Annotated in this window: 23 protein-coding genes and 2 riboswitches; of the genes, 14 read left to right on the top strand and 9 right to left on the bottom strand. The window is 51.5% G+C overall.

The window, feature by feature from the left end:
- Positions 1-273 precede the first annotated feature (273 nt).
- Positions 274-1,296: a biotin synthase BioB gene (gene bioB / locus GON22_RS16690; protein ID WP_442954382.1), complete on the bottom strand. Its 1,023-nt coding sequence runs from the start codon at positions 1,294-1,296 to the stop codon at positions 274-276.
- A 136-nt stretch (positions 1,297-1,432) separates the two neighbouring features.
- Here bioB and GON22_RS16685 point away from each other — a divergent pair, with 136 nt between their 5' ends.
- The 3 genes from GON22_RS16685 (at position 1,433) to GON22_RS16675 (ending at position 3,912) form a co-directional block, all read left to right on the top strand.
- Positions 1,433-2,581, top strand: a complete 1,149-nt coding sequence (locus tag GON22_RS16685) for a glycerate kinase (protein WP_160397232.1) — start codon at positions 1,433-1,435, stop codon at positions 2,579-2,581.
- Between the two features lie 67 nt (positions 2,582-2,648).
- Complete coding sequence (locus GON22_RS16680) at positions 2,649-3,092, top strand: hypothetical protein (RefSeq protein ID WP_160397231.1); 444 nt, start codon at positions 2,649-2,651, stop codon at positions 3,090-3,092.
- A gap of 337 nt (positions 3,093-3,429) precedes the next feature.
- A complete protein-coding gene (locus tag GON22_RS16675) occupies positions 3,430-3,912 on the top strand; it encodes a C40 family peptidase (RefSeq protein WP_160397230.1) in 483 nt (160 codons plus the stop codon).
- Positions 3,913-4,317: 405 nt separating this feature from the next.
- On the opposite strand, the gene GON22_RS16670 is transcribed toward GON22_RS16675, so the two are convergent.
- The 3 genes from GON22_RS16670 to GON22_RS16660 all read right to left on the bottom strand — a co-directional run bounded on the left by GON22_RS16670 (position 4,318) and on the right by GON22_RS16660 (position 8,380).
- Positions 4,318-5,298 carry a hypothetical protein gene (locus GON22_RS16670; RefSeq protein ID WP_160397229.1) on the bottom strand — a complete coding sequence of 327 codons (981 nt, stop codon included), beginning with the start codon at positions 5,296-5,298 and terminating at the stop codon, positions 4,318-4,320.
- 270 nt (positions 5,299-5,568) lie between these two features.
- Positions 5,569-7,662 carry a methyl-accepting chemotaxis protein gene (locus tag GON22_RS16665; protein WP_160397228.1) on the bottom strand — a complete coding sequence of 698 codons (2,094 nt, stop codon included), beginning with the start codon at positions 7,660-7,662 and terminating at the stop codon, positions 5,569-5,571.
- A 193-nt stretch (positions 7,663-7,855) separates the two neighbouring features.
- A complete protein-coding gene (locus GON22_RS16660; RefSeq protein ID WP_160397227.1) occupies positions 7,856-8,380 on the bottom strand; it encodes a YwhD family protein in 525 nt (174 codons plus the stop codon).
- 196 nt (positions 8,381-8,576) lie between these two features.
- Between GON22_RS16660 and GON22_RS16655 the strand changes: the two genes are divergently transcribed.
- The 7 genes from GON22_RS16655 (at position 8,577) to GON22_RS16625 (ending at position 16,235) form a co-directional block, all read left to right on the top strand.
- Positions 8,577-10,712, top strand: coding sequence for a M1 family metallopeptidase (locus GON22_RS16655; RefSeq protein ID WP_160397226.1), 2,136 nt, complete (start codon positions 8,577-8,579; stop codon positions 10,710-10,712).
- 88 nt (positions 10,713-10,800) lie between these two features.
- Complete coding sequence (locus tag GON22_RS16650) at positions 10,801-11,619, top strand: hypothetical protein (protein ID WP_202113275.1); 819 nt, start codon at positions 10,801-10,803, stop codon at positions 11,617-11,619.
- 489 nt (positions 11,620-12,108) lie between these two features.
- Positions 12,109-12,897: a hypothetical protein gene (locus GON22_RS16645; protein WP_237179199.1), complete on the top strand. Its 789-nt coding sequence runs from the start codon at positions 12,109-12,111 to the stop codon at positions 12,895-12,897.
- 134 nt (positions 12,898-13,031) lie between these two features.
- Positions 13,032-13,193: riboswitch (cyclic di-AMP (ydaO/yuaA leader) on the top strand.
- 4 nt (positions 13,194-13,197) lie between these two features.
- Positions 13,198-13,710, top strand: coding sequence for an NlpC/P60 family protein (locus GON22_RS16640; RefSeq protein ID WP_160397225.1), 513 nt, complete (start codon positions 13,198-13,200; stop codon positions 13,708-13,710).
- Between the two features lie 214 nt (positions 13,711-13,924).
- Positions 13,925-14,084: riboswitch (cyclic di-AMP (ydaO/yuaA leader) on the top strand.
- 4 nt (positions 14,085-14,088) lie between these two features.
- Positions 14,089-14,553 (top strand): C40 family peptidase, encoded by a 465-nt coding sequence (locus tag GON22_RS16635; protein ID WP_202113274.1) that lies wholly within the window; start codon positions 14,089-14,091, stop codon positions 14,551-14,553.
- A 161-nt stretch (positions 14,554-14,714) separates the two neighbouring features.
- Positions 14,715-15,179: a hypothetical protein gene (locus GON22_RS16630; protein WP_160397224.1), complete on the top strand. Its 465-nt coding sequence runs from the start codon at positions 14,715-14,717 to the stop codon at positions 15,177-15,179.
- Between the two features lie 258 nt (positions 15,180-15,437).
- Positions 15,438-16,235, top strand: a complete 798-nt coding sequence (locus GON22_RS16625; protein ID WP_160397223.1) for a sensor domain-containing protein — start codon at positions 15,438-15,440, stop codon at positions 16,233-16,235.
- A gap of 172 nt (positions 16,236-16,407) precedes the next feature.
- On the opposite strand, the gene GON22_RS16620 is transcribed toward GON22_RS16625, so the two are convergent.
- The 5 genes from GON22_RS16620 to GON22_RS16600 all read right to left on the bottom strand — a co-directional run bounded on the left by GON22_RS16620 (position 16,408) and on the right by GON22_RS16600 (position 20,757).
- Positions 16,408-16,911, bottom strand: a complete 504-nt coding sequence (locus GON22_RS16620; protein WP_160397222.1) for an effector binding domain-containing protein — start codon at positions 16,909-16,911, stop codon at positions 16,408-16,410.
- Between the two features lie 222 nt (positions 16,912-17,133).
- A complete protein-coding gene (locus GON22_RS16615; protein ID WP_160397221.1) occupies positions 17,134-17,454 on the bottom strand; it encodes a Dabb family protein in 321 nt (106 codons plus the stop codon).
- A gap of 37 nt (positions 17,455-17,491) precedes the next feature.
- A complete protein-coding gene (locus tag GON22_RS16610; RefSeq protein WP_160397220.1) occupies positions 17,492-18,004 on the bottom strand; it encodes an acyl-CoA thioesterase in 513 nt (170 codons plus the stop codon).
- A gap of 130 nt (positions 18,005-18,134) precedes the next feature.
- Positions 18,135-19,313: an aspartate aminotransferase family protein gene (locus tag GON22_RS16605; protein ID WP_202113273.1), complete on the bottom strand. Its 1,179-nt coding sequence runs from the start codon at positions 19,311-19,313 to the stop codon at positions 18,135-18,137.
- 145 nt (positions 19,314-19,458) lie between these two features.
- On the bottom strand, positions 19,459-20,757 hold the full coding sequence (locus GON22_RS16600; RefSeq protein WP_202113272.1) for a molybdopterin-dependent oxidoreductase: 1,299 nt from the start codon (positions 20,755-20,757) through the stop codon (positions 19,459-19,461).
- 233 nt (positions 20,758-20,990) lie between these two features.
- Between GON22_RS16600 and GON22_RS16595 the strand changes: the two genes are divergently transcribed.
- The 4 genes from GON22_RS16595 to GON22_RS16580 all read left to right on the top strand — a co-directional run bounded on the left by GON22_RS16595 (position 20,991) and on the right by GON22_RS16580 (position 25,941).
- Positions 20,991-21,968, top strand: coding sequence for a diaminopimelate dehydrogenase (locus GON22_RS16595; protein WP_160397219.1), 978 nt, complete (start codon positions 20,991-20,993; stop codon positions 21,966-21,968).
- Positions 21,969-22,228: 260 nt separating this feature from the next.
- Positions 22,229-23,605, top strand: a complete 1,377-nt coding sequence (gene gdhA / locus GON22_RS16590; RefSeq protein ID WP_160397218.1) for an NADP-specific glutamate dehydrogenase — start codon at positions 22,229-22,231, stop codon at positions 23,603-23,605.
- Positions 23,606-23,966: 361 nt separating this feature from the next.
- Positions 23,967-24,635: a hypothetical protein gene (locus GON22_RS16585; protein ID WP_160397217.1), complete on the top strand. Its 669-nt coding sequence runs from the start codon at positions 23,967-23,969 to the stop codon at positions 24,633-24,635.
- A 433-nt stretch (positions 24,636-25,068) separates the two neighbouring features.
- Entirely contained in the window at positions 25,069-25,941 is an 873-nt protein-coding gene (locus GON22_RS16580) for a DMT family transporter (protein ID WP_160397216.1), read from the top strand.
- Positions 25,942-26,081 lie beyond the last annotated feature (140 nt).

Genomic DNA, 26,081 nt, shown 5'->3' with positions numbered 1-26,081 from the left:
CGAATGACATTTGCCGATTTTGATCGTTTATTTACAATTCAGACCTTACCACCTGAATGGAAGGTATATTTGGAGAACATTCATACATTTCTTTGACCATTAATTGGATAATCAACAGCCCTGTACATTTTGCAATAGCAGCGTCTCGACTAGCCCGTCCCGCCGGCGCCATTGCAGTTCATGCAACGAGACAGCCGCCCTACATTTTATTAAAAAAGGCGGCACAGAGACAATGCCTCTGTGCCGCCTTCGCTCATCATAAATATACGCCCGTTAGAGCGCACACATCTCAATCTCAAAGCCCATGTCTGCGATCAACTGATGGTCGGCATCGACCGCCTGGCCCTCCGTCGTCAGGTAGTCGCCGACAAACAGCGAATTGGCCGCGTACAGCGCCATCGGCTGAAGCGAACGCAAGTTTAGCTCACGGCCTCCTGCGACGCGAATTTCTTTGGACGGGCAGATGAAGCGGAACAGCGCGAGCGTTTTGAGCGCCTGAAGGGGCCTCGTCAGTTGCTTATCCGCAAGCGGCGTGCCGGGAATTGGATTCAAGAAGTTGATCGGAATCGAATCCGCATCCAGCTCACGCAGCGCAAACGCCGTCTCGACCAGCTCTTCCGGCGTTTCTCCCATGCCGACAATGACGCCCGAGCAAGGCGACATGCCGCTTCGCTTCACTCGCTCAACCGTCTCGACGCGTTGGTCGTAGGAGTGTGTCGTCGTAATCGACTTATAATTTTCACGGCTCGTATTCAGGTTATGGTTATAGCGATGTACGCCTGCATCTTGCAGCCGATCAGCTTGCTCCTCGCTCAGCAGACCCAAGCATGCACATATTTTCAAAGGCATCGTATCCCGAATCTCGCGCACAGCATCGATAACCTGCCCCAATTCACGCTCAGTCGGTCCCCGGCCCGCCGCAACAATGCAATATGTGCCCGCATGGCGGTTTACCGCTTCGCGCGCGCCTGCCAAGAGCGTTTCTTTATCCAGCAATGTATATTTGGGCACTGATGCCGTAGATACGATCGATTGCGAGCAGTAGCCGCAGTCCTCAGGACAAAGGCCGCTCTTAGCATTCAGAATCATATTTAGCTTCACCTTGCGGCCATAATAATGCTTCCGCACTTGAAAAGCTGCATGCAGCAGCGGCAGCACCTCATCATCGCCAGCTTCCAACACGGACAACCCTTCAGCCAACGTTAGCTGCTCGCCGCTGAGCGCTTTGTCCGCTAGATCTCCCCACTTCATCCCCGTTGACACCGCTTCTGCGCGGCCTTCCGCCTGCTCCCTCATCTGACAGTTCCCCCTATCGCAATATATGTTAACCTAAATATTTAGTAATTGGTTAACTAAAAACTCACCCCATTGTACCGAACATCGGGCATACTGTAAATACTTGCAATCTAATATAAAAGGGGTGTTACCCGATATGAAGGTTGTTATTGCGATTGATTCATTCAAAGGAAGCCTAGTCTCGGAAGAAACGAACGAATCGGCGGCTGCCGGCGTACGCGACGCCTGCCCCGACGCAGAGATATTCACCGTGCCGCTTGCCGACGGCGGCGAAGGAACCGTTGATGCGCTCATCCACGCCACTGGGGGCCAGCTTATCAAGTGCTCAGTAACTGGACCGCTCGGCAAACCCGTAACAGCCAGTTATGGCCTGCTCGGCGATGGGCAAACCGCCGTCATCGAAGTTGCAGCTGCATGCGGCCTCACGCTCGTGCCATCCGCCGAACGAAACCCACTCCACACGACAACCTTCGGCGTGGGCGAGCTCATCGCCGATGCGCTCAGCCGCGGCTGCACCGATCTGATCATCGGGCTCGGCGGGAGTGCTACTAACGACGCCGGCGTGGGCATGCTGCAAGCGCTCGGCTATTCATTCCGCGACGCACACGGGCTCGAAGCTGCGCATGGCGGTGCAGCACTGGCTGGCATCGCCACAATAGACCCATCATCCGCACATCCAAAACTCGCATACGTACGCATTCGCGTCGCTTGCGATGTCGACAATCCGCTGCACGGCCCTGAGGGTGCAGCCTACATATTCGCGCCGCAAAAGGGTGCCTCCGCCAGTGCGGTAGCGCAGCTCGATCGCGGCCTGGCGCATTTTGCCGCGCTCATTCGCGAGCAGCTCGGCCGCGACGTGCAGCGCATGCCCGGCGCTGGCGCAGCCGGTGGTCTCGGCGCTGCCTTCGCCGGCTTGCTTGGCGCGGCGCTTACGCCTGGCGCGCCGCTCGTGCTCGAGGCAGCCGGCTTCGACCGGCTGCTCGAAGGCTGTGACTTCGTCATCACCGGCGAAGGCCGGCTCGACGGCCAAACCGCCCGCGGCAAAGCGCCTCACGCCGTCGCCCATGCCGCAAGCCAACGCGGCATCCCCGTCATCGCCCTCGCCGGTGATGTCGCGCCGCAAGCTTCCGAGCTCGCCTTGCTTGGCATCACCGCAGCCTTCCCCATCGTGGCCGGTCCGGTCTCCCTCGAACAAGCCATGGTGCCAGATGCGGCGAAGGAGGGGCTTCGCCGCACAACAAAAGAGATATTCCGCCTAATAACCACCGTATTGCGCCGGCCATAATCAAAGCTCATAACGGACCAGCCGCCCGTCATATACTGTTGCATCTGACTGGAGGAGGCTGGCGCCTATGACTGATCCATTGGCCGACGCTTGCCGCAGCAAAACACTAACCCATCACGCCGCCACCCCAGCTGCGCATGCCTCGCGCGTCACCAAGCTCCGCTTGCGCAAGCTCGGGCCGCTCGGCGGCACGCTGCTTGTACTAGGCGCACATGCCATTCACCTGTTTGCCCTGCCGCTACTGGCACTCCTGTTGGGCACGCAAGCCGCCGCCGGAGACGGCGCTAACTTAGGCAGCCATGCGCATCACGGAACCCTGCAGGATCCCGCTTCGGCTAGCGGGCTTTTACTGCGCTGGGCAACCGACCTGCTCGCAGCCGCAACCATTATCGCAGCCATTCTCATGTGCCGCGCTACAGCACGCGCATGGCGTAACGTTCGCGCACACCCTTGGGCCTGCATGCTCAATACGATTGCCGCCACGTTATGTCTCGCTATGATATTTTATTAACCCTCCCCCCTTATATAGTAGAAAAGGTGTCCCCACAGCGGCTCACGCTGCCTAGGGACACCTTTTTTTCACGCATCAAGAACGATAAGCCTCATATTGGCCAAACCCTTGCTGCGCCTATGTTTGAGCTCCGCCCATTTGCACGCGGCTTCCATGATAACCCTTACACTGCCAAACCTGCCCTAAATGAGGGAACTCTCATGCAATTCTAAGAATGCGGTTACAAATGAGCCCCATCAAGGGTTTGCCCACTCAATGGGAGCCTTTAGGAAAAGAAATCCGTGCTATAGTAGCAATACAACACAACCAAGACAAACCTAACCGGAGGAATTACAACATGATGAACAAAAAATCGGTCATTGGCAAAAGCTTGGCTGCAGCGTTTGTAGCATTAACGGTATCTACAGCATCGATCAGCGGTGTTATGCCTACTCAGAGCGCACATGCCGCAACCGCATCCCAAAAATCCACTATCGTATCGGTAGCCAAAAAATATCTCGGCACGCCTTACCAGCACGGCGCATCATCCAGCACAACAGCTGTATTCGATTGCTCGTCGTTCACGAAACGCGTATTCTCGCAGCTCGGCGTGAAATTGCCACGCAGCTCCAAGCAGCAATCCGCAGTCGGCAAATATGTAGCAAAAAGCAGCCTGCAAGTGGGCGATCTCGTCTTCTTCTACTCTCCGATTCACCACGTAGGCATCTACATCGGTAACGGCAATATCATTCATACGTATGGTGCAGGCGGCGTTAAGATCAGCAACATTAACTCCGGCTGGTGGAAAAACAACTACAACCAGGCTCGCCGCGTACTGTAAGGGACAAGCTTACACTATCGCGCAGCGAGAAGCACTAGGGACGCCAGGTTCGGCATTATGCCGCACCTGGCGTTTTTTATCATGTACACCTGGAACGATTCCGATGCATTAATCCTACCAAGCAAAGCTGAATTCAACCTGAATTATAGGTTGGTAAATCCACCCTCGTTAGTTATTACCCGTTTTAGGGCCGCCTTGAGTGAACAAGGCATACCCTTATTATTGTGCTCAACAAGCCAGTTTATTTATTGGATACTTTTTAATTAAAAACTAAACTCAGTTTGAGGACGATATATTGCTGTAGATAAATAAATGTTTACTACATCGTTTATATCCAAACCTAATCCGATATTAGTAAAACTTGTGGCTTCCACTTCCGGTCTCGTAGCAGTTTTCTATATACAGCTAGCTTGTTGATACATCAAAACACGCATTTTTCTGACCATACTTTTTCAAAGCTACTATTAATTCCTCTCTTCGAGGAATATCCTGTTCAAGTTGCCGTAGCAATCTAAGCCCATAATAAGCAGACAATAAATCACTATTCTCATTTGCTTCGAACAGCTTAAATCCCCCATCTTTTGTTTGCAGGCTTAACAAGAATGTAATTGTGTCAGGAGTGAAATATTTTTCTTTTCCCACGTTAGCAATAGATAGCAGCCTCTCTATATCATTTAACAGGAATAAAGAGAGTTTTGCTTTTTTTAAATAATCCTTTATCTCATCACTTAACTTAAATATGGATTTATGGATGTCATCTCCATGTTTGCTTAAATCGATTTTTGCCAATTTACTTATTTCAAGCACCATCAGAAGGTCACCTACTGATTCAATGTTAAGCGAGTCCCAGAAATCAGAATGGCTCACTACTCCATCTATCCAATGGTTCAACTTGCTTGCTTGATCTTTACTAATAGTAATATCCAAATAAGCGTAACTTTTTAAAGCAGAATAACTCGAGAGATACGTTTCATGCCCTATTTCATGAGTGGACTCGATTTCTTCTTTGTGTTTTATAGAGAATGCAAAATTCCCTATATTCGTCTGCAATCCATTAAGATAGCCTGAAAGTTCTTCTTTCAACATATAACTAGGCTTGACGTTAGCATCGTGCATTAGTTCTAATACATAGTAGATATTTGAAAGATTATCAAATTTATTGTTATGTGTAATAAACAAATTAGGGTTCTCATTATAGAAATTCAAGTCCAAGCTACATCCCAAAGAATCATTTAATTCCGAAGAAAGCTTCATAAAATAATAAGTGTTGTACAAATCAATATCAGTGATATTTTCCTGCGCTTTATTTTTTATTCTAACTGAACTGCAAGAACTAACCATGAGTAGGCTTATGCTTAAACACACGAAGATCAGTTTATTTAGCAACTTATGCATCCCCTCATATTCCCACTTTCTTTTCAGTCATGCCCCCTCTAAAGTCTATTCTTTTTTTACCTTTTATGTAAATAGTCCTTTATACGCGCCTTCTTGATTCCGATTTTATAACTCATTTTTCAATGCCTCAAACCCAAAGTCTCAAATCATTAGCAAACATTGACTTGAAATAGATATCTTGACTTAGTTATTCAACATAGCTTTTCCTGTACCAGCATCAAAAAACGGTCGCCGCAGCGACCGCCTTTTCATCCCGCTATATTAAAAAGTAAACCGGTCCAGCTCCTTCCGCAGCCGCCCAGCGGTCGCATTCAGCGCTTCTGAGGAAGCTAACACCTCTTCCATGCTGGCTAATTGCTCTTCTGTAGACGCCGACACTTCCTGCGTCTTCTCCGATGTTACGCGAGAGTGATTGGACGTTTCCTGTACCGCAGCTGCCACTTCCTCTGTCGCGGCGGACAGTTGCTCGGAGGCAGCGGACACTTCGCTAATTTGCTCCGCAACTTGGCCGATCGATTCGAGGATGCCATCGAATACGATCGTCACTTGCTCCATCGACGCCATGCCGCGAAGCGTCTCTCCTGCGCTGCCGCTCATAGCCGCGACCGCCCGCTCAATGCCTGCAGTCGCTTCTGCAATCAGCCCGCCGATCTCATCAGCTGATTGGCGCGATTGCTCCGATAGCTTCTGTACCTCATGCGCGACGACAGCGAAGCCTTTGCCATGCTCGCCGGCCCGCGCCGCTTCGATGTTCGCATTCAGCGAAAGCAAGTGAGTCTGGCCGGCAATATCCGTCATCACGGCAGCGATATCGCCAATGCGCCCAGACAGCTCGCCTAACTCAGACAATGCGTCGGCCGTTTCACTTGAGCGCTTGCGAACGACAGCCATCTGCTCTGTTGCAGCAGTTACAGCCCGCCGCCCATCAATCGCGCCTGCCGACGCTTGCCCAGCGTTATCGGACACCAAGGAGGCTGTCTCAGCTATACGCGAAATCCCGCCGGCCATTTCGTGCATCGCGGTTGCATTTTGCTCCGATACAGCTGCTTGCTGCTCAGCCATCAAAGACAACTCTTGCACCGCATGTGCAATCTGGTTTGTTGCAATCGTCGTAGCATTCGCCGCAGCTTCCATATCTTGCGAGGATGAGGCAAGCTGGCCGGCAACGGTTTGATTCGAGCGCAGCAGGGAAGCGAACGTTTCTGCTACCTGATTAAACGCAACGCCAACGCCGCTAAGCTCGTCACGCGTTTGCAGTTCAGCCCTAGCAGAAGCATCGCCGGCAGCCAGCCGCGAAGCTGCTTTTTCCAGTGCAGTGATTGTGCTACGGACATTGCTATAGAAAGCAATAAAGAAAGCAACGACGAGCAGCAGCGCCACAGCTGTCAGCACGAGCATCCGAACCAATTGCGCCTTGGAATCATCGATTCGTATCTGCAGTTGATGGTCCATCATAATTGCTGTTTCATTATAGAGCGCCGAAATCTGGTCAATAGCCGCCGTCCCCTTGGCGAAAAACGTATCGCTATCCATCGATAATCTGCCGCTCAAAATCTCTGTATCCAGCAAACCAACATAATCGCGTGCAGCAGTAGATGCAGCTATGAAGCTTTCCTGAATGGATTGAATATCAGGGCTGCTGGCCGTGGTGCTTACCCAATCTTTTTGCAAACCTGTCATTGCCGTCTCAATACGGTCATAATCAATCTGATATTCCAGCTTCTCCGAAGGTGTCAGTCTCCCGCGCAACAATGTGCCCGTAATCAACCCACGGGTTTCCGCAATCTTCTCCATCAAGAGCGGCGTCCGTTGGACGAGCATATCCATTAAATAGTACGTGTGCTGTTCAGGGTCAAGCGTCAGCCCAGAGGCATCCGATACCGTCACGTTGTAATCAAGCAGCTCTTCGATCATCGTCGTATGTTTTGCAAAGCTGATGCCAGCAGATCCTGTCCCGTATTGCTCCAGCAGCATGGACAGCCTTGTTTCTAACCCGCCCCACTGCGATTTAATGCCAAAATCTTCGGCATGCATCGCATCGCTTGCATTCACAGCCGCCACTTCTTTCTTCCACTTCTCTTCCAGCTTATCGAGATCCGCTTTCTTGCTCGCATCCCCATTCAGATAAGCATTCGCAACCCCGCGATGCTTCTGAACCGTAAGCAGCAGTTCCTTTAAGGGCTTAAGGTACGCAACACCTTGCTGCTCTTTCTTGGCGATATTCATGGTGACTTGAATTTCTGATGTGAGGAAATAAGACATAAATCCGGTAGGGATTAAGAAGAGCAAGGCAATTAGTACGAACTTTTGGCTATATTTCAGACGATTCATCACGTATAGGAACGGTTTCAACATAATTAACGGCCTCCCCTGCTGCATCTGATGTTATATTAACTAACATTGTATGCCATAATCCATTAAAAACCAATCGTTAATTTGTCGAATATCTCCCTTTTGTGTCGATTTGGTTAACATACACAGCAAAAAAGCCGGCTAACGTCGTTAGAAGCGACATTAACCGGCTTGCTTATTCATCATTATTGCCTCGTTACGCCTCCAACGCTTGTTTCAACGTGTCTGGCGAACGGTCCCACCATTCTTGGTTATGGTCCATGAGCAGCTGCTTTAATGCCGCCTTCTGTTCAGGTCCCAGATTGTCTAGCATGAACCGCCGCTTAATCGCATAATCGAGACGGTTCACATGATCCGCCAGCAGCTTCCAACCGCGGCGCGCCTCTGTATCGACTAGCATATCGCAAGCCGTTGCCCCGCCATAAAAAGCTCCCTCATCGTTACGGTCAACTGCGACCCAAACGATCCAGCACGGACGGCCGTTCGGCACATCCTCTTTATTCGGGCTGAACTTAATGCCCTTCTCGATCTTGCTCTTCGCGTGCATAGCCCCTACATCAATAACCGCCTCATTGCCATCAATAACGACTGGCGATACTGCGCTCAAATCGATCGACCCTGCGCCGAACCCACGATGTTCCTTGTTGCTGACGACGTTAAGGGACAGCGATTTCTTCGGCTTCGGCTCTGTGGAGCCTCCCCCTTGGCCTTGTTGTTCCATCTTGTACCGTTCACCCTCTCCGTTATCTTATGCCGCGCAAGCTTGCAGCCGCTTGGCAGCGCATCTATTCCCTGCGAAACCGCACTGTGCTTGGGATTGTCCGCTCTGTCGCAGAATAATTCCATTTTAGCTAATAATCCGTGAAATGCAAACATATACATGCCTTAGATGCTTGTCAACGGGAGGGAATCGTTCAATGACTCCACGACACGTCAAAGGAATAGCGGTCGCACTGCTCCTCGCCGCTGTATTCAGTGTTACGTTGTCCCAAGGCTTCGGTGACGCATGGAAATCGCAGTATACGTATGCTTTCTCCCCGGTTAATGATCCAGTGGCCATCGGCTCAAGCAGCACCGCCGATGATGCTGCTGGACCGGCCCAGACGAGCGAGCCTGATGCCGCTGCCCATGTGGATACGAAAAACCGAGCCGATTCGGCGCCGCAAGCGCCAACACGCAGTATACCTAACAACAGCATTGTGAAAACACCCGTACAGCCAGAGCCTGACACCGGCATGTCGCCTAACAACCAAGCCTTAAGCAAACGTGTCACCGAGTACCACATCGATGTCAAGCTCGACGAAACAGGCCGTTCATTGAAAGGGAATTTAGCCGTCACTTGGACGAACCCCGGCCGCAAGCCTGTATCCGAGCTGTATTGGCATCTGTATCCCAACGCGTTTCAATCGCCAGATTCCACCTTCATGCGTGAGTCAGGCGGACAATTGCGGGAGGATCATGCGACTGCAAACAGCTTAGGCAGCATGGCAATCACTTCGCTGCTTACTGAGCAAGGGGAAAACTTGCTGCCGCGCCTTCATTATGTGCAGCCGGATGATGGCAACGCGAAGGACCAGACGCTTGCGAAGCTTCGGCTCCAGAAGCCCGTTGAGCCGAATAAGAGCGTAACGCTAAAGGTTGGCTTTACCGTGAAACTGCCCGAGGTGTTCGCCCGCATGGGCTACTCCGGCAAGTTCATCATGGCAGGCCAATGGTTCCCGAAGCTCGCCGTCTACGAGCCAGCAGGCACCCGCGGGCGTGTAGCTGAAGGCTGGAATGCCCACCAGTATCATGGCAACTCTGAGTTTTATAGCGATTTTGGCATCTACAGCGTGAACATTACGTTGCCAGCGAGATATAAAGTGGCAGCCACCGGATTCCAGACGAAGCCAGCTAAGATGAATGGTGATTGGAAAACCTTAACGTTCTATGCCGATGATGTGCATGATTTTGCTTGGTCCGCCTCCCCAGATTTCGTTTATGCAGAAGAATCCTTCTCAGCTACCGGCGTTCCTGGCGTACGCATCAAGCTGTACCTCGATCCGCTGCATGCAGGGCTCAAGGACCGCTACATGCACGCCGCCAAATCCGCCCTAGCCAAATACGCGCAGTGGTATGGGGAATACCCATACTCAACGTTATCGGTCGTCGTTCCGCCGAAAGGCGCCAATGGCGCCGGCGGCATGGAATATCCAACGCTCGTCACCTCCTTCGCTGCTGAGGACGACAACCCAGGCTATAGCTTAGAGCGAACGGTCGTTCATGAGATTGGACATCAGTACTGGTACGGCATGGTCGCATCCAATGAGTTCGAAGAAGCGTGGCTAGACGAAGGGTTTACCTCCTATGCGGAAGACAAAGTGATGGAGACCGAGTACGGGGTGCTGCCGAATCTAGCGATTGAATCCAGCTACATGACCGATCCTGCACCGCTGAAGCAGCTCTCATGGTCCTATCAAAGCCATGACCATTATGCAGAGAACGTGTACATGCGCGCCAAGCTGGTGCTTGTCGGCATCGAGAAACTTGCGGGAGACAAGGCGATGCAGAAGATTATGCGAACCTATTTCCAGAAATATAAGTTCAAGCATCCATCCACCGCCGATTTCGAACGCATTGTCGAACAAGTGACGAAGACCAAATGGAGCGACTACTTCCGCCAATATGTCTATGGCGATAAGATGGCGGATTTCTCCATCGAAAGCATTACGGTCGATTCTGCGAAGCTTGACGACGGCAGTATTTCCTATGAATCAGTTGTGAAGGTTCGCAGGCTCGGAGGCAGCTTCGGCCCCGTGCCTGTGCAGTTCCGGTTCGCCGACGGGACGACCGTCAGCCGCAACTGGGATGGCTCAGAAGCAAGCAGCCTATTCCGGTTCAAGCACTCCTCACCGCTCGATTGGGCTTCTATTGACCCGCAGCATACGAATGTGCTCGATAATAAGCAAATTAACAACTATATGAAAGCCGAGCTGCCGGAACGCACACGGACGCGTTGGAGCCTCGGAGCCGCCAAGCTGATTGAGGGGCTAATCGGAGCGCTTGGCTGGTGATGATGCGCAAGAGGTGTTACGGGCTGCTCGCAATCCTAACCGCTAGCGGACCGCCGGGCAGAAGGCCGGCATTTGGAAAGGAGTGTTTATGGTGAAGCAGCATATGAGCGCCGGCTGGACGCTGACGGTACGACACCTCTATATCATCATTCTGCTGTTCGTCTATCAATTGCTATGGGGTTTCTTCCTCTACCGTATTATTGACGGAATCGTGATGCCCCTGCTGCGCCGCTATCCAGGCAGCGGCATGCCAGCCTCTGCCAGCCGCCTCTATTTATACGAAGCGGAATTCCAGCTGATGAAGACTGACCTCATTCACCCTTATCTCTGGACATTCGCTTGCCTAATCGCACTTCGCATGGTGTTGACACCGATCTTGAATGCCGGGCTGTTCCACTCCCTTCATCATGCAACAACTGACACCGGCACCCGCTTCATGCAAGGGGTTCGCCGCGCTTGGCTCCCTGTAACCGCCCTCTATTGGACAGAGTCACTGCTGGCATTAGCTCCCGGCTATTGGTTGCTGCCACGTGCATTCGACATCGCTCTTGCTGCAAGCTCGCGTGCCGACATTATCCGCCAGCTCCTGCCTGGCGCCTGTGCCTGGTTCGCATGGGGCATCCTGCTCCATCTCCTGTTTCTCGCTATGCAGTTCGGCGCAGCCTCTGGCACTGGCATCTTTAAAGGCTTGTGGCAATCGGCCAAACGATTCCTGCCTTATGCCGCGATCTCCCTGCTCATGTGGGGAATTGGAGCGTTCGCCGGATTGCTTGTTACCTCCGCCTCTCTCTTGTGGGCCGGTTTTCTCGCCGTCCTGCTGCATCAGGCCTATCATTTTGTGAGGACGATGATTAAAGTGTGGACCGTCGCCACCCAATTCGACTGTTTACATCACAAACGAACCTAATCGTCTCAAGAGGGTGTCCCCAAAGCGAAAATTGGGGACACCCTTCTTCCGTTTGTAAATCAAAAGAACCCGTTCCTTAGACATTCTAACGGACCGAGCGGGTCTTATTCGATCATAATTAGGCATATTTGCGTTCTAACGGACCGAGCAGCCGTTATTTGGCCAATACTCTCCTCACGAGATGGCAAATTGGCTAAATAACGGCCGTGGAGTCCGTTACGTTTGCTAGAAGAACTTTTAGAGGGTTATAACGGCTTTGCGGTCCGTTAGAAGAGAATTTAAAGCTTTTGGATAGGAAGATGGACAACAAAAGAATAACTGCGGATAGTATTGTAAAGTGAAATGGCTTCGGAAGATAGCCGTATGATTCAAAAGGAATGCCGCTAGCGAGCTCCAAAAACAACCTGTTTTGGACGGTTGTACACGGCTGTGTTGCACATCATCATCATCATCAATACACCATACTGGGACTTGGAGTGTAGCATGGATATGGAATTTGAATTTCACGTGACCGTTGCAAGCCTCAAAATAGAGGACAAGCAGGCTTTTATTCAGGCATGCCGGAAGCAGCAAGTCAAACCAGTGATGATTGAGCTCGATCAGGGCGACTGCATTGATCAGCCGATGTTTACAGGCATTGTGCACAGTGAAAGTTTCGAGCATGTGAAACGGAGGATGAACGCGCTTGCCTCCGATTTCGGAAAGCAAGGCTTTAGCACCGTGCGCACGAAGATTGAGATCCCAGCACAGGAAGAGTGCTATTTTCATAACCCGATGACAGCAGAAACGGTCCCCTATTTTGAATGGCACGGCAAAGTGGAGACTAACGATTTGGACGAACTGAAACGCCAATGCGAACCGTACGGCGGGCATATCTCACGCAATTCGTTGAATGCAAATGGCAGAGTAAGATTCATTACGGTAAGGGAGCATGGCTCCCCTGCCCAACTCTATGATCAAATTGCAGGGATCCATGAAGTTTTACGAGCGACCGGCATTGAGCTGCTCAAGCAACAGCATGAATTATGCGTGTATGACAGCCGGGAAGAGCTGGACAAGGTATGGGTATCAGAGGACTCGAGCGCCTATTTCGCCGAGGTAGCTGCCGAACTGAGAAGCATCATGAATCAGTGCGGTTTTGACCAGCAAGTGTACAGGAAACTGCCGAAACCCTCGAACGGCAGCAACAACAATGGCCATCCTGGCCCTTCCACATCCCAAGGATTAATGGATCGCGCGAGACAGCTACTGCAAAAGGGGTGGAATTTGCTGAAGTAATGCCCAAAAATCCGAGTGAAAATGAGAAAACCTCTCATAAATCCCCCGAATCCCGCTCAATACCATGAGAATTATTAGAAATTCGACAGTTAGGAAGGATTTTCTTCAAAAAATCCGAATTATTATTCCCTGTACATAAAAAGCTGCCGAATTTCAGTGTACGAAAACGGGGGAACCACTCCGGGTTAATTGATCCCGACCGCGCTTATTGGATATTCAAGCACGGCCAGAGGGTATCATAGGTGACCTTCAACCGAACCCCACAGCTAACCTCGTAGGCAATGGAAGGAGCACTACAACGTGCGTAAGTTTACTGCATTGCTGCTCGGACTCGCATTATTGTTCGCTTTTCAAGCGGGAAGCGCTTTCGCGGATTCCAAAGCAGACTCCAAACTGAACCAAGTAATTGAAGATGTTATTGGCACGCCGTACCTCTCCGCAGGAACGACGACCAAAGGATTCGATTGCTCTGGTTTTACCATGTACGTCTTCAAGAAATTCGGCATTTCTCTGCCCCACTCTTCTGGCGCGCAGAGCAAGCTTGGCAAAGCAGTAGCCAAGGACGACCTTCGTGAAGGAGATCTCGTATTCTTCAATACGAGCGGCAGAGGCGTATCCCATGTCGGCATCTATGTCGGCGATGGCAAATTCGCTCACGCTTCCTCCAGCAAAGGCGTCACGATCAGCAACTTGAGCGACTCCTACTATGTTAATCGTTACATGAGCGCTCGACGCGTAATGAGCACCGCATCTTACGAGAAATACGCGGACGATCCGGCTGACCAAGTAGATGGCGGTCCAGACGTCGACTAAGATGCATCATAGGCATGGCAATTGCCATGCAACAGATAAAGGCCGTACGATACTTCGCCCGTTAGGGCGGGCTCGCACGGCCTTTGTTTTTGTGCATCCGTACCTCCAGTGCGATAAGACTACGCTCTTAGCCCTCTTTTTCTCAGAAATCTAATAAAATTTTCCTATTGATTTGGCAGGAAAAAATAAAACTTTATCGAATCTTTAGATTGTTAGACAAAATTTGCCGAATTGCCGCCTTGGCGGTAAACGGGGGAACCATTTTCAGGGTGAATTGACTCCGCCTCTCGTCCCATCGACGTGTGCTGCAGGATTCATAGGGAACCTTCAACCGAACCCCACAGCTAACCTCGTAGGCTCTGGAAGGAGCACCACCTTTTGAAGAAAGCGCTCGCAGTTTTACTCGGACTAGCTATGCTGTTGACGATTCAAGTCGGCAGTGCGTTCGCGGATTCGACGCTGGACAACAAGATCGACGCTGTAATCGGAACACCTTATGTGTCCGGCGGCACTTCGGTCAAAGGTTTTGATTGCTCAGGCTTTACACAGTACGTGTTCAAACAGCTCGGACTCTCGCTCGAGCGCACGTCTGGTTCCCAAGCCAAAATGGGCTCTGCCGTCGATAAAGACGACCTTCGCGCTGGCGATCTCGTATTCTTCAATACGAGCGGCGACGGAATTTCGCATGTCGGCATCTATGTCGGCGAAGGCAAATTCGCGCATGCATCCTCCAGCAAAGGCGTTACCATCAGCGCACTTAACGATTCGTACTACTCGAAGCGTTATGTAACCGCACGCCGTGTCATGGACGGGGCATCTTACGAGAAGTATGCCGAAGCCTAGGATGCACAACACATAGCTAACCACAACAAAAACCGTATGCTACGACTGGGCAACCAGGACGTGGCATACGGTTTTTGCATCAATAGGAATGGTTTATGCATACGCCACATATGTTCATCTGGGTACCAAACCCAATACATGAACTGAAAGGTGGATGATTAATGAAAAAGAAGTGGCTAGTCGCGGTTTCCTTGTTATTGCTCATCATGACAATGGGGATCGCCGTATCAAGCTCGGCAGCTCCAGCTACTTACGTGCACGGCGTATTCTCTACCAGCCCACTCTATGTCAAAGACGGCGGTACCGGCGCATGGCTGACCGCAACAAGCGGCAATGCCATTGCCAGTTGGACGGAAAATCCGCTGAGCTCAGGCAACCAAGGATTTTATAACGCCATCGTTTATGTAGGCAGCGTCAAATACGAGTTCCGGCTAATCAACGTAACCTCAACGACGGCCGATCAAATCAACGGCAACTTCCATATTTACAAGAATAACGCACTCGTTGCATCCGTATCCGGCACGGTCTATGGCCTAAGCCAAGCGGTAGGAAATTACTATAAGTTTTATGACAGCGCCTCCAACTGGCATGTATCGGGGTATATCACAAACCGCCTCGACTATTAATTCCACCTCGCTAGGCACTTAGCTTCCTTTTACGACATTACGACAGTAACCTGCCCAAGCCGCAAGAAGGTCCCTTCACTCCCCTTCTTGCGGTTTCTCTCTGCTACAGGACTACACGCTATTACTGCTATAGTCGCTGCGCGTGCCCGACTAAAGTAGGGGACTGCTGCCGTCCGGCGGGCGGTGTGCGCTTTACCTATCTCCCTCTATACTGGGAATATCGAAGCACCAATTCCAATATAGAAGGAGTCTGAAGGCATGCTTAATCCCAATTCGCAGCCCCAACCCGCAGTTGCCCAATCCGGCGCCCTAGGCCGGTATATGATACAGGCCATATACATGCTGCTCGTTACCTTGCCCCTATCCATAATCGGCTTCACTTTATCCGTTACGCTCATCGCACTCGGTTTTGGCCTTACACCGCTTCTCATTGGACTTCCGCTCTTGAAGCTAGCTGTCCACCTCTCCCACGCCCTCATGATGGAGGACGTTCGCCGTACACGTGGAATATTGCCGGCTAAAGCGGCAAATGCCGTGCCAAGCCAACACGCTTTCGGCCCGTTCACGTACCGCGAGCTGCTTACAACAACTGCCCCTTACGTTCCGCTCGGCTACTGGCTAGGCAAGCTTCCTGCCGCAATCGGCCAGTTCACAGCTGCCGTTGTGTTCCCGATCTGCGGTACAGCCATGCTATTCTCGCCAGCAGTCTACCTCATCCTCGAACGCTATGGCATTCCAAGCTTCCAAGATGATGTCGTATTCGACGTACTCATGCCAGCATTGACTGGCTTACAACGCGCTTACGTTGCCACAGGCCTTGGCGCTGTATTCATCCTAATCGGTGGACCACTGCTAGCTGTTCTGGCACGTTCGCAAGGCAGCCGGATTGCCAGCATGCTGCAGCCGCGTGCTGAAGCAATCATTGTTGAAGCCCCTGCCGCAACCGAACAGCGCAGCGCATTTTTGTTCAAGCACCCTATGGAAGATCTCAAAGAATCTGAATATGAGTTTCCACTCGCTAATCCGGCTATGAAAGACGCTAATTCCTCCCATTAGGAGTCCTTCATAGTTTGACTAGATAAAGCAAGGCAAAGCCCCTCATCGACAACTAGTTCGATGAGGGGCTTTTGTTTTTCGGCATAGCCTCACGCAACCTATCGCACCGCCACGCCATCGCACTTTGTACAACTTGCATTCCCATATGAACGCATGAATGGCAAACGCCAATTTAACCCTGAATCGGTCCAAACACATCAATATACAGCAAACCGTCCGGGTCGTCCTCGCGGTCGAATTCAAATTTCTCCAGCACCATCAAGCCCTTCGCCAACTCCAGCTTTTCCCGTTGCCGATAGGCTTGCAGCCTTTCATAAGGGTCTGGTTCCCACGGCAATGGTCCCTCGTAATGAGTAGTTGCGTATCGGGCGGCCGGCTGAGTGAAGCCGATCATGCCTTCGGGCACGTTGTCTAAGCTTGCAACCTGCACGGAGTAGACATACGTGAACATAATGTCATTGGCATACCAAGGCGCCCACAGAATACTGGGGTTGATAACGCCTTCAATTTCATCCATTCGTTCCATGAACAGCTGCTTCGTCTTGCCGATCGTACTGTAATCCCCGTCTTTGAACGGTACGATGACCGGTATGCCGATGAATTTCATTTCATCTAGCTGCACAGTGATAACTTCACTGGCAATGCCGGTCGCCTGGACTTGCGACTGCTCACTCACGTTGATGCCGCCTCCTTTGGTTGGGCCGGTAGTTAGTTGCTATATCCGGATCCCCTCGTTACCAATTCGATGATAACGCTTCCTATTCCTGCATGAGGCTCGCCGCCATTCGAAAGGTACACCCTCTAACAAAGAAAGAGCATCAGAACTCCGCGCAACACGGTGTTCCGATGCCCTCCAATAAAACTGATGTGAATGGTCCGACGCATGCGCTCTCGCCGTTTATGCCTGCTTCCATTGCACATAATCAATTTCCAAGAAACGTTCAACCTCAGTCTCCCAGCGCTCCCGTACGAACGATTCATGCAGCGGATGCTCATTATAAGCGTCATACTCAGCTTGGCTAGCGAAAGCCATCGAAAAGCCGTATTGATAGTCATTTTTCGGGCTTACCTGAAGGTTAACAACGAACTCCTCAACAACTGGAATTGCACTTAGAATGCGCTGGCCATCCTCCAGAAAACGGCGCGCTTCTTCCGATCCTAATGCATGTTTCAAGTTGAAAATAACTGAGTGAATAATGCGGGATTGTGCTGCTGCCACAGGTCAGTCGCCTCCATCTATTTCGATTGTTCCAAACTCAATCCCAAGGCTGCTTAACGGTCAAGAAGCCTGCGAATTTCTTGCTTTCCTGCCGCCGCATCCGGCGCATCTCAGCGCGATGGGGAGCCGTCTCGTGGAGTTTGATTTCCTCCTCGGTTTCTGGGATGACATCCGGGACCGCCACTGGCTTCCGGTTCTCGTCGAGTGCAACGAAGGTAAGAAACGATGTTGCAGCAATCGTCCGCTCACCAGTAAGAAGGTCTTCTTTAATGATTTTCACGAAAACCTCCATCGAGGAGTTGCCCGTCCACGTGACGTACGATTCCATACAGACCGAATCTGACGGCCGGATAGGGTGCAGGAAGTCTACCGAATCCGTTGAGGCGGTAACGACCGAGCGGCGGCAATGTTTGCTCGCTGCGATAGAGGCAATGTCGTCGACGTAAGCCATAAGCTTGCCGCCGAACAGCGTGTTGTGATTATTAACATCCGTTGGGAATACCCTAGATGTTTTGTAGCACTTAGATTCGCGTGCATACCGATGCTCCATGCCTGGCTCGCTCCTTCTTGTCCAATGCTTGCATCGGATCTACTGGTATATAACAATACCGTTACTGTACCATGATCCAACATCATTTTCCATTCGAGCCGCCAGGTCCAAAGCCTTCTCAACCTGAGGTTTATAGAGCCTGCCCTTGCTTGCTCTGTTGAAACACCTGTTCTAACACAACAAGCATCCGATCGATGTCCTCTTGCGTTACGATAAGCGGCGGAATGATTCGAATCACGGTTGGGCTTGGCGAGTTAATAAGCAGCCCGTGCTTCATGCAAGCTTCTGCCATCGCCTTGCCAGAAGGCGTTGGCAAATCAAACGCGATGAGAAGGCCCAAGCCCCGAATGCGACAGATCCCAAACCGCTCTTGCCAAGCTTGCAGCTTCTCCTTAAGGTACCCCCCCATCCTATCGGCATGGCTCGACAAGTCCCTGCTAACAATTTCGCTGACGACGGCTTTGCCTACCGCCATAGCGAGCGGCTGTCCGGTGTAGGTCCCTCCTTGTTCCCCTGCTTCGAAGAGATTGTATTGCTCTTTCGCCAACATAGCCGATAGCGGAAAGCCACCGCCGATCCCTTTGCCTAGCGTCATAATGTCGGGCTCTACGCCGTAGTGCTCGTACGCAAACAGCTTGCCCGTCCGCCCAAGGCCCGTCTGAATTTCATCAAAAATCAACAAAATTCCCTGCTCATCGCACAGCTCGCGGAGCGCAGCCACGTAGGCGGGATCTGCAACGTTTACGCCGCCCTCCCCCTGAACCGGCTCCAGCATGATGGCGCAGGTTCGCTCGCTAACCGCTTGCCGCATAGCGTCAATATCGTTGAATGGGACATGCACGAAGCCTGGAATTTTGGGTGCAAAAAGCGGTTCCCATTGCGGTTTGCCAGTCGCCGACATCGTCGCAAGCGTCCGCCCATGGAACCCTCCCAGAGCCGTAATAATCTCGTATGCGCCATTCCGATGGATGGCGCCGTACTTACGCGCAAGCTTAATCGCACTTTCATTCGCCTCAGCCCCTGTACTTCCGAAAAACACGCGGTCAAAGCAGGACAACGCCGTCAATTGCTCCGCAAATTCCAGCATCGGCTTATTATAGAAGCCAGGGCTGGCGCACACGAGCTTCGCGGATTGTTCAGCCAGCGCTTGCTGGATCGCCGCAGGACAATGGCCCAGCGAATTAACGGCCCAGCCGCCAATAAAATCGAGGTATTCGTGCCCTTCCGTATCCCACAGATACATCCCTTCGCCTCGTTCCATAACAGCCTCCGGCCGATGGGCGGTGAATAGAATAGTAGTCTTCGACATGCTTAGTACGCCTCCTTTTGAGTGGATATGATGAATCAGTATACGGTTTATTGTATAAATATACAATAGTGTGCATAAAAATAACTATCCCTTATGAAACGCACGAAAAAAGACGCGCGAACCCGCACGTCTTTTTTGTGCCATGCTATACCCAAGCATCGTTATCATACCCGCGCTGCTCCCAATACCCAACATGCTCATCTTCGATAAGCTCAATGCGATTGAGCCATTTGACAGACTTGTAGGCGTACATCTTCGGCACAATCAGGCGAACCGGACCGCCCAGATCGCTTGGAATGGGCTTGCCATCATGCATGACAGCGACCATCACGTCGCCCATCTGCACCATGGCTTGCTCCAACGTCAACGTATCGGTATAGACACCATCGCCGGAATAAAATTTCACCGTTCTCGCCCCTGCCTGCACGCCTGCCTCCGCTAATAACGTTTTGAGCGAAATGCCCTCCCACGTGTTGTTATACACCGACCAGCCCGTTACGCAATGAAAGTCGCTAACCTGCACTTGGCGCTTCAGCTTAACGAATTGCTCCCAATTCCAGCTCAGCTTCCGATCCACTAGCCCATCAATCGTGAATGACCAATTGTTGTTGTCAAAGCTCGGAATCGGCGTAACGGTATAGACGCGAAAATGGCCAGTCGCCCCTCCGCCAATAGGAGCCGCCGAAGCAGCGAGGGGCGTAGGTGCCGGAACCATCCGATTGGAGTCGTTCGCCAATAGTTGCTCCATGGAGCCACCACCGCCTATCGCACCTCCAAAAGCGCCACCAAGCGCACCTCCGAGCCAACGCAGGAAGGACGGCCCTAGTGTAACCGCTAATCCAACGCCGATCGCACCGCGAATAAACGATCGCCGGGAATACAGCGGCTGCGCCATTGCTGCTGGATGCAGCCCTGCATCTGTGCGCACGGACGCCTCATTGCCCGTACGAATCGTGCGGCGGTGCGGCTCCTTCAGCCACTGCGTTCTCGTAATGGAATGATAAATAATAAGCGGCAATCCGACCCATGTGAACAAATCGTGAACGGCTAACGCTGGATTAGACCACGCCGGCCCGACCGCCTTAAATTGCCAGAGCAGCACACCTGAGCCCAGCCACCCGAGCAGCAGCACTAGAACAACTAACACATTGGCACGCTGCCACGGCTTTCCTTTCAACTGCTTCCAATGTTTAGAGGCTAGCAGCAAATAATACAGCACAGGCATGAGAGACCCGAGGCCGACGGCGATGTGAATCCATTTGATCCATACACGCCCTTCGCCAAGGATGCCTCGCCAGAACCCTCCTAGCAGCACAAGCCCCGTCACTGCAAGCACGGCAACAATCCACCCATTCCAAGCATGCAGCGACACGAGTTTCCGCCCATAGCCTTTGCGCAAGCGATCTAGCACCTTCGGCACGCCCTCCCCCTGTTTTTCATCCATGTTGATGCAGCCAATTGGCCATTCGTTCCACTCTAATGTTACTTCATTATAACGCTGGACCAGGGGCTTGTCATAGGGTGCAACACCGAAGGGCATGCTAGATTCAGCAATATTTTGAACGGCTCATAAGTCGAATCTAATCGTCGTAATTTGTATAATTTAATTATTAATTTGCATTAACATGTAAGTGAAATTAAAATAATGTAATATCATGCTTTAGGAGGATTTCATCAATGGGGAAAATCAAAATCGGTATCGTCGGCTACGGCAATCTTGGCAAAGGGGTCGAGAAGGCGATCGCACAAAATCCGGACATGGAGCTTGTCGCGGTATTCACGCGCCGCCAGCCGGAGCAGCTCGCTTCGGGCGGCGTTAAATTCGAGCATATTTCAGCTGCTGAGCAGTACAAAGGCAGCATTGATGTTATGATTCTATGCGGCGGTTCGGCGACGGATCTGCCAGAGCAAACGCCTGTCATCGCTAGCATGTTCAACACAGTAGACAGCTTCGATACGCATGCCAAAATTCCTGAGTTTTTCAACACAGTTAACGCTGCAGCCAAACAAGGCGGCAACCTTAGCGTTATTTCGACTGGCTGGGATCCAGGCCTCTTCTCCCTGAACCGCCTGCTGGCGCAATCTATCCTGCCACAAGGCACGGATTACACGTTCTGGGGCAAAGGCGTCAGCCAAGGCCACTCGGATGCGATTCGCCGCGTGCCAGGCGTGAAAGCCGGCGTACAATATACCGTTCCGGTCGAATCGGTTATCGACCGCATTCGCGCAGGCGAGACGCCTGAGCTTGCGACGCGCGAGAAACATTTGCGCCAGTGCTTCGTTGTTGCAGAAGACGACGCGGATCAAGAAGTTATTCGTGAGACGATCATCTCGATGCCGAACTACTTCTCCGATTACGACACGACGGTAGAGTTCATCACAGAAGAGCAGTTAGCTGCTGAGCACCAAGGCATGCCGCATGGCGGCTTCGTTATTCGGAGCGGCATTACGGGCGAGAGCACGAAACAAATCATCGAGTTTGGCCTGAAGCTGGAGAGCAATCCAGAATTCACGGCTAGCGTGCTCGTTGCATATGCAAGAGCGGCTAACCGCCTGAGCCAAGAAGGCCAAGCTGGCGCGAAGACGGTATTCGATATTCCGTTCGCTTACTTGTCGCCTAAATCAGGTGAAGAGCTCCGCCGCGAGCTTCTGTAACCTGTCATTTTTCATCACAGCAGCTTTATTCAAAGCTCTGCCATCTGCGGATGGCGGGGCTTTTTTCGTTGCCGCGAAGCTTAGTGGGACGAGAACATAGCAATTTTTAATCAGCTATGAAAATATTTTTAATTGGAGATTCATCATTCAATTGATTTAAAATTTGTAACTAACAATACAAAAAGTATAAACGATTATTCAAATTATGCAAACGACAAGATTATAGCCTCTCTCGTCGTTCACAAAGGAGCGTTATTCACGTGGTCAATGTTTTGGAGAACCAAACGCAACAAACAGCGAAAGAATACGTGCAATCTGTCTATGAAACGGTCATCAACCGCAACCAAGGCGAGAGCGAATTTTTCCAAGCAGTAAAAGAAATTCTCGATTCCCTCATTCCTGTAATTGAAGCAAATCCACACTATATCCAACACAGCATTCTGGAGAGAATCACTGAACCTGAGCGTGTCGTCTCCTTCCGTGTCCCTTGGCTGGACGACAATGGCAAACCACAAGTGAACCGCGGCTTCCGCGTTCAATTCAACAGCGCGCTTGGTCCATATAAAGGCGGCCTACGCTTCCACCCTTCCGTAAACGCGAGCATCATCAAGTTCCTCGGCTTTGAGCAAATTTTCAAAAACTCGCTGACAGGCCAACCGATTGGCGGCGGCAAAGGCGGTTCCGACTTCGATCCGAAAGGCAAGTCCGACAACGAGATCATGCGCTTCACGCAAAGCTTCATGACTGAGCTGTACCGGTACATCGGCCCTGATATCGACGTGCCAGCAGGCGACATCGGCGTAGGCGCGCGCGAAATCGGCTACATGTTCGGCCAATACAAACGCATCAGAAGCGGCAATGAAGCTGGCGTTCTGACGGGCAAAGGATTGCTCTACGGGGGAAGCCTCGGACGTACCGAAGCAACGGGATACGGCTGCGTTTACTTCGTCAACGAAATGCTGCAAGCCCAAGGCTTGAGCTTCGAAGGCAGCACGGTTGTCGTATCGGGATCCGGCAACGTCTCCACGTATGCAATCGACAAAGCGCAGCAGCTCGGCGCTAAGATCGTTGCGTGCAGCGATTCCAACGGTTACATTTATGATCCAGAAGGCATCGATCTCGCACTCGTAAAACAAATCAAAGAAGTTGAGCGCAAACGGATTAGCGAGTATGTAAAATCGCGCCCTTCGGCTGTATACACAGAAGGCTGCGAAGGCATCTGGACGATTCCTTGCGACATCGCGCTTCCATGTGCTACGCAAAACGAAATCGATGAGCAGGCAGCAGCATTGCTCGTGAAAAACGGCGTGAAAGCCGTAGGCGAAGGCGCAAACATGCCATCGACGCTTGCAGCAATCGACGTCTTCTTGAACAACGGCGTTCTGTTCGGGCCAGCAAAAGCAGCGAATGCCGGCGGCGTAGCCGTTTCCTCGCTGGAAATGTCCCAAAACAGCATGCGCTTGTCGTGGACGTTCGAAGAAGTTGACGCGAAGCTGCACCAAATCATGCGCAACATCTACCGCAACAGCGTAGAGGCAGCCGAGAAATACGGCTACCCAGGCAACCTCGTTGTAGGCGCTAATATCGCTGGCTTCGTCAAAGTAGCCGACGCAATGATCGCGCAAGGCGTAGTATAAAAAACTATGTTTCGGCAGCGGAGGAACGCCGCCGCTGCCATTGCATTTCATACAATGGTTTCGGCTGACTGCTTCGCAAGATAAGCCGCCATTGAAGTTTGTACAATGGCAAATGCTCCATAGCCGCTAATCACGCTCCCCTGCCTGCAAATCAGTGTTTCTGATTGCACAAAACGCAATGGGAACGCGGGCTAAGCCGATATGAGCACCTTCTCATTGTACAAATTGCAATGAGCTCTTCTCTTACGAACAAACTAGTGGTCTACCCGACCGACTGATGCTATACTACTTGCAGACGAAGAACGTCCTTGAGCCTCCTTGGCGCAAGGGCGTTCTTTTTTTGACAACAAGGAGGTTTATAGTGGGTTTCGAACAAGCATATGAGGTGTTTATCGAGCACCACACGGCATGCAGAACAGGGGAACGCCGCGGTCGGCTCGTCCGTGGGCACCAATTCGCAGAGAAGCTGCTGCTCCAGCAAGTTTGGTGGCCGCTCTTCGGTACGCTGGAGCATCTGCATCCGGAGTATGAAATTTATGATTGGAATCGCAAATCCCGGTTTCTTGACTTTGCTTTCTTGCCCACTTACGGCAAATTCGGCATCGAATGCGACGGGTTTCAGAGCCATGTGAAAGATATGGATCGCGAGAAGTTCAGCTATTCGTTGAACCGGGACACTTTTCTAACGGGGATGGGGTGGAAGATGCTTCATTTTTCATTCGATGATATTCAAAATCGTCCAGAGGTGTGCCGCATGCTCCTTCAGCTGGCGATCGGTCCTACTTGCTGCGAAGCGCGCCAATCTGGTCTTCAGTCAATGGTTGAGAAGGATATCCTTCGTCTGGCATGGGTCCTTGCTCGGCCGATTCGGCCTCAGGATGTAATCGAACGATTTGATGTCAATTTTCGTACTGCCCGCAACTGGTTGCGGTCGTTGACCGACAAAGGGTTGCTATCCCCCATTGAAGACCGTGGCAGAAAAGTTCGTGCCTATGCATTGAAAGCTGAACCTAGGGAGCTTCTGCTTTAATCGAGCTTGACCAACCGCCCCACCATTGTCGAGGTATCATTGCAGTTTGTGCAATGGTTGATAGGCTTCTGCCCCGATTCAAACGTGACATTGTATTTGGTGCAATGGCAAACGCATCCATGCGTTCTTACCCCTTTGTTTTACAACTGAACATGCCATTTCATTGCACGATCTGCAATGGGACCCGTTCTTAGCGCACCAGTACCCTGATGCCATTGCACAAAATACAATCACATCCCATGTGATCGGTCACCAGCCGCCGATGCTTCCCTGGATTGCGCATGGCTTGCGATGCACCGCTGTTCACGCGAAGCTCGGCGGCTGAGCGTTCCTTCCCGCTTAGCAACAACTGGATTGTATTTCCCCATCCCATCTATAGTAGTATTACTTTCGTATACCTTTATTTCATAACGTATGGGAGATTCAATCTGCTATGAACCGCACCAATAAACTACCCTATGAGCTGTTCTATATCATCGGGATTATCGCCATCTCCTTCTCGTCGATCTTCGTCCGCTGGTCGCATGCCGACGTTGCGGTTATTGCGATGTATCGGCTCTATCTGACGAATCTGCTCATGTTGCCGCTCGTATGGCGTTACCGCCATGAGTGGAAGGGGCTCACAGCCCGCCATTGGCGAAGGCTAGCGCTGTCTGGCATTATGCTTGCCCTGCACTTTCTATTATGGATGGCTTCCCTTCGGCTGACGACCGTCGCCAGTTCAACCGTCATCCTTACGCTAGAGCCTGTGTTCGTGATGATCGGCTCCTTCCTCCTGTTCAAGGCCAAAGTGAATCGGATGATGGTATGGGGCATCAGCATTGCCATGTTCGGTTCGATCGTCATCGGCTCCAGCGACCTCCGCGTGTCGGGGGATGCCTTAATCGGGGATGTCCTGTCGTTGCTTGGTGCACTTGCCGTTGCCGTGCATATGATGTTCGGCAAACATCTGCGCAAGGATATGAGCGCATTCGTCTACAACTTCTCGGTATTTTTCTTCGCCGCATCTTCACTTGCCATCTATAACGTAGCAAAAGGCAATCCATTCGGCGGCTATAGCGCCTCCGAGTGGGGCAACTTCCTGCTGCTTGCAATCGTGCCTACGCTGTTCGGCCATTATTTGTTCAACTGGCTGCTCAAGTATATGAATGCAGCCGCTGTATCCATGTCAGTCCTGGGCGAGCCAGTCATCGCTTCCGTGCTAGCATGGCTGCTGTTAAAAGAATCGTTAACGGCGTATCAACTGGCTGCAGGGCTATTCATCTTATTCGGCGTATGGTTGTTCATCCGCCACGGCAAGGAGTAATATGAAGCCAGCCTTAGTAGATGGCTACTGCTTCACACAGCAATCATCTCTTTGGGCTGGCTGCCAGTTCACATTATTAAGCCTTGCCCTTGGGGCATCTATCGCGTTATGCTGAATAGAGCTTTAGACTACATACGATA

Origin of the sequence: Paenibacillus sp. MMS18-CY102 (assembly GCF_009789195.1) — a bacterium.
Lineage (GTDB): Bacteria > Bacillota > Bacilli > Paenibacillales > Paenibacillaceae > Paenibacillus_T.
This window is presented reverse-complemented; position numbering and strand designations above follow the sequence as displayed.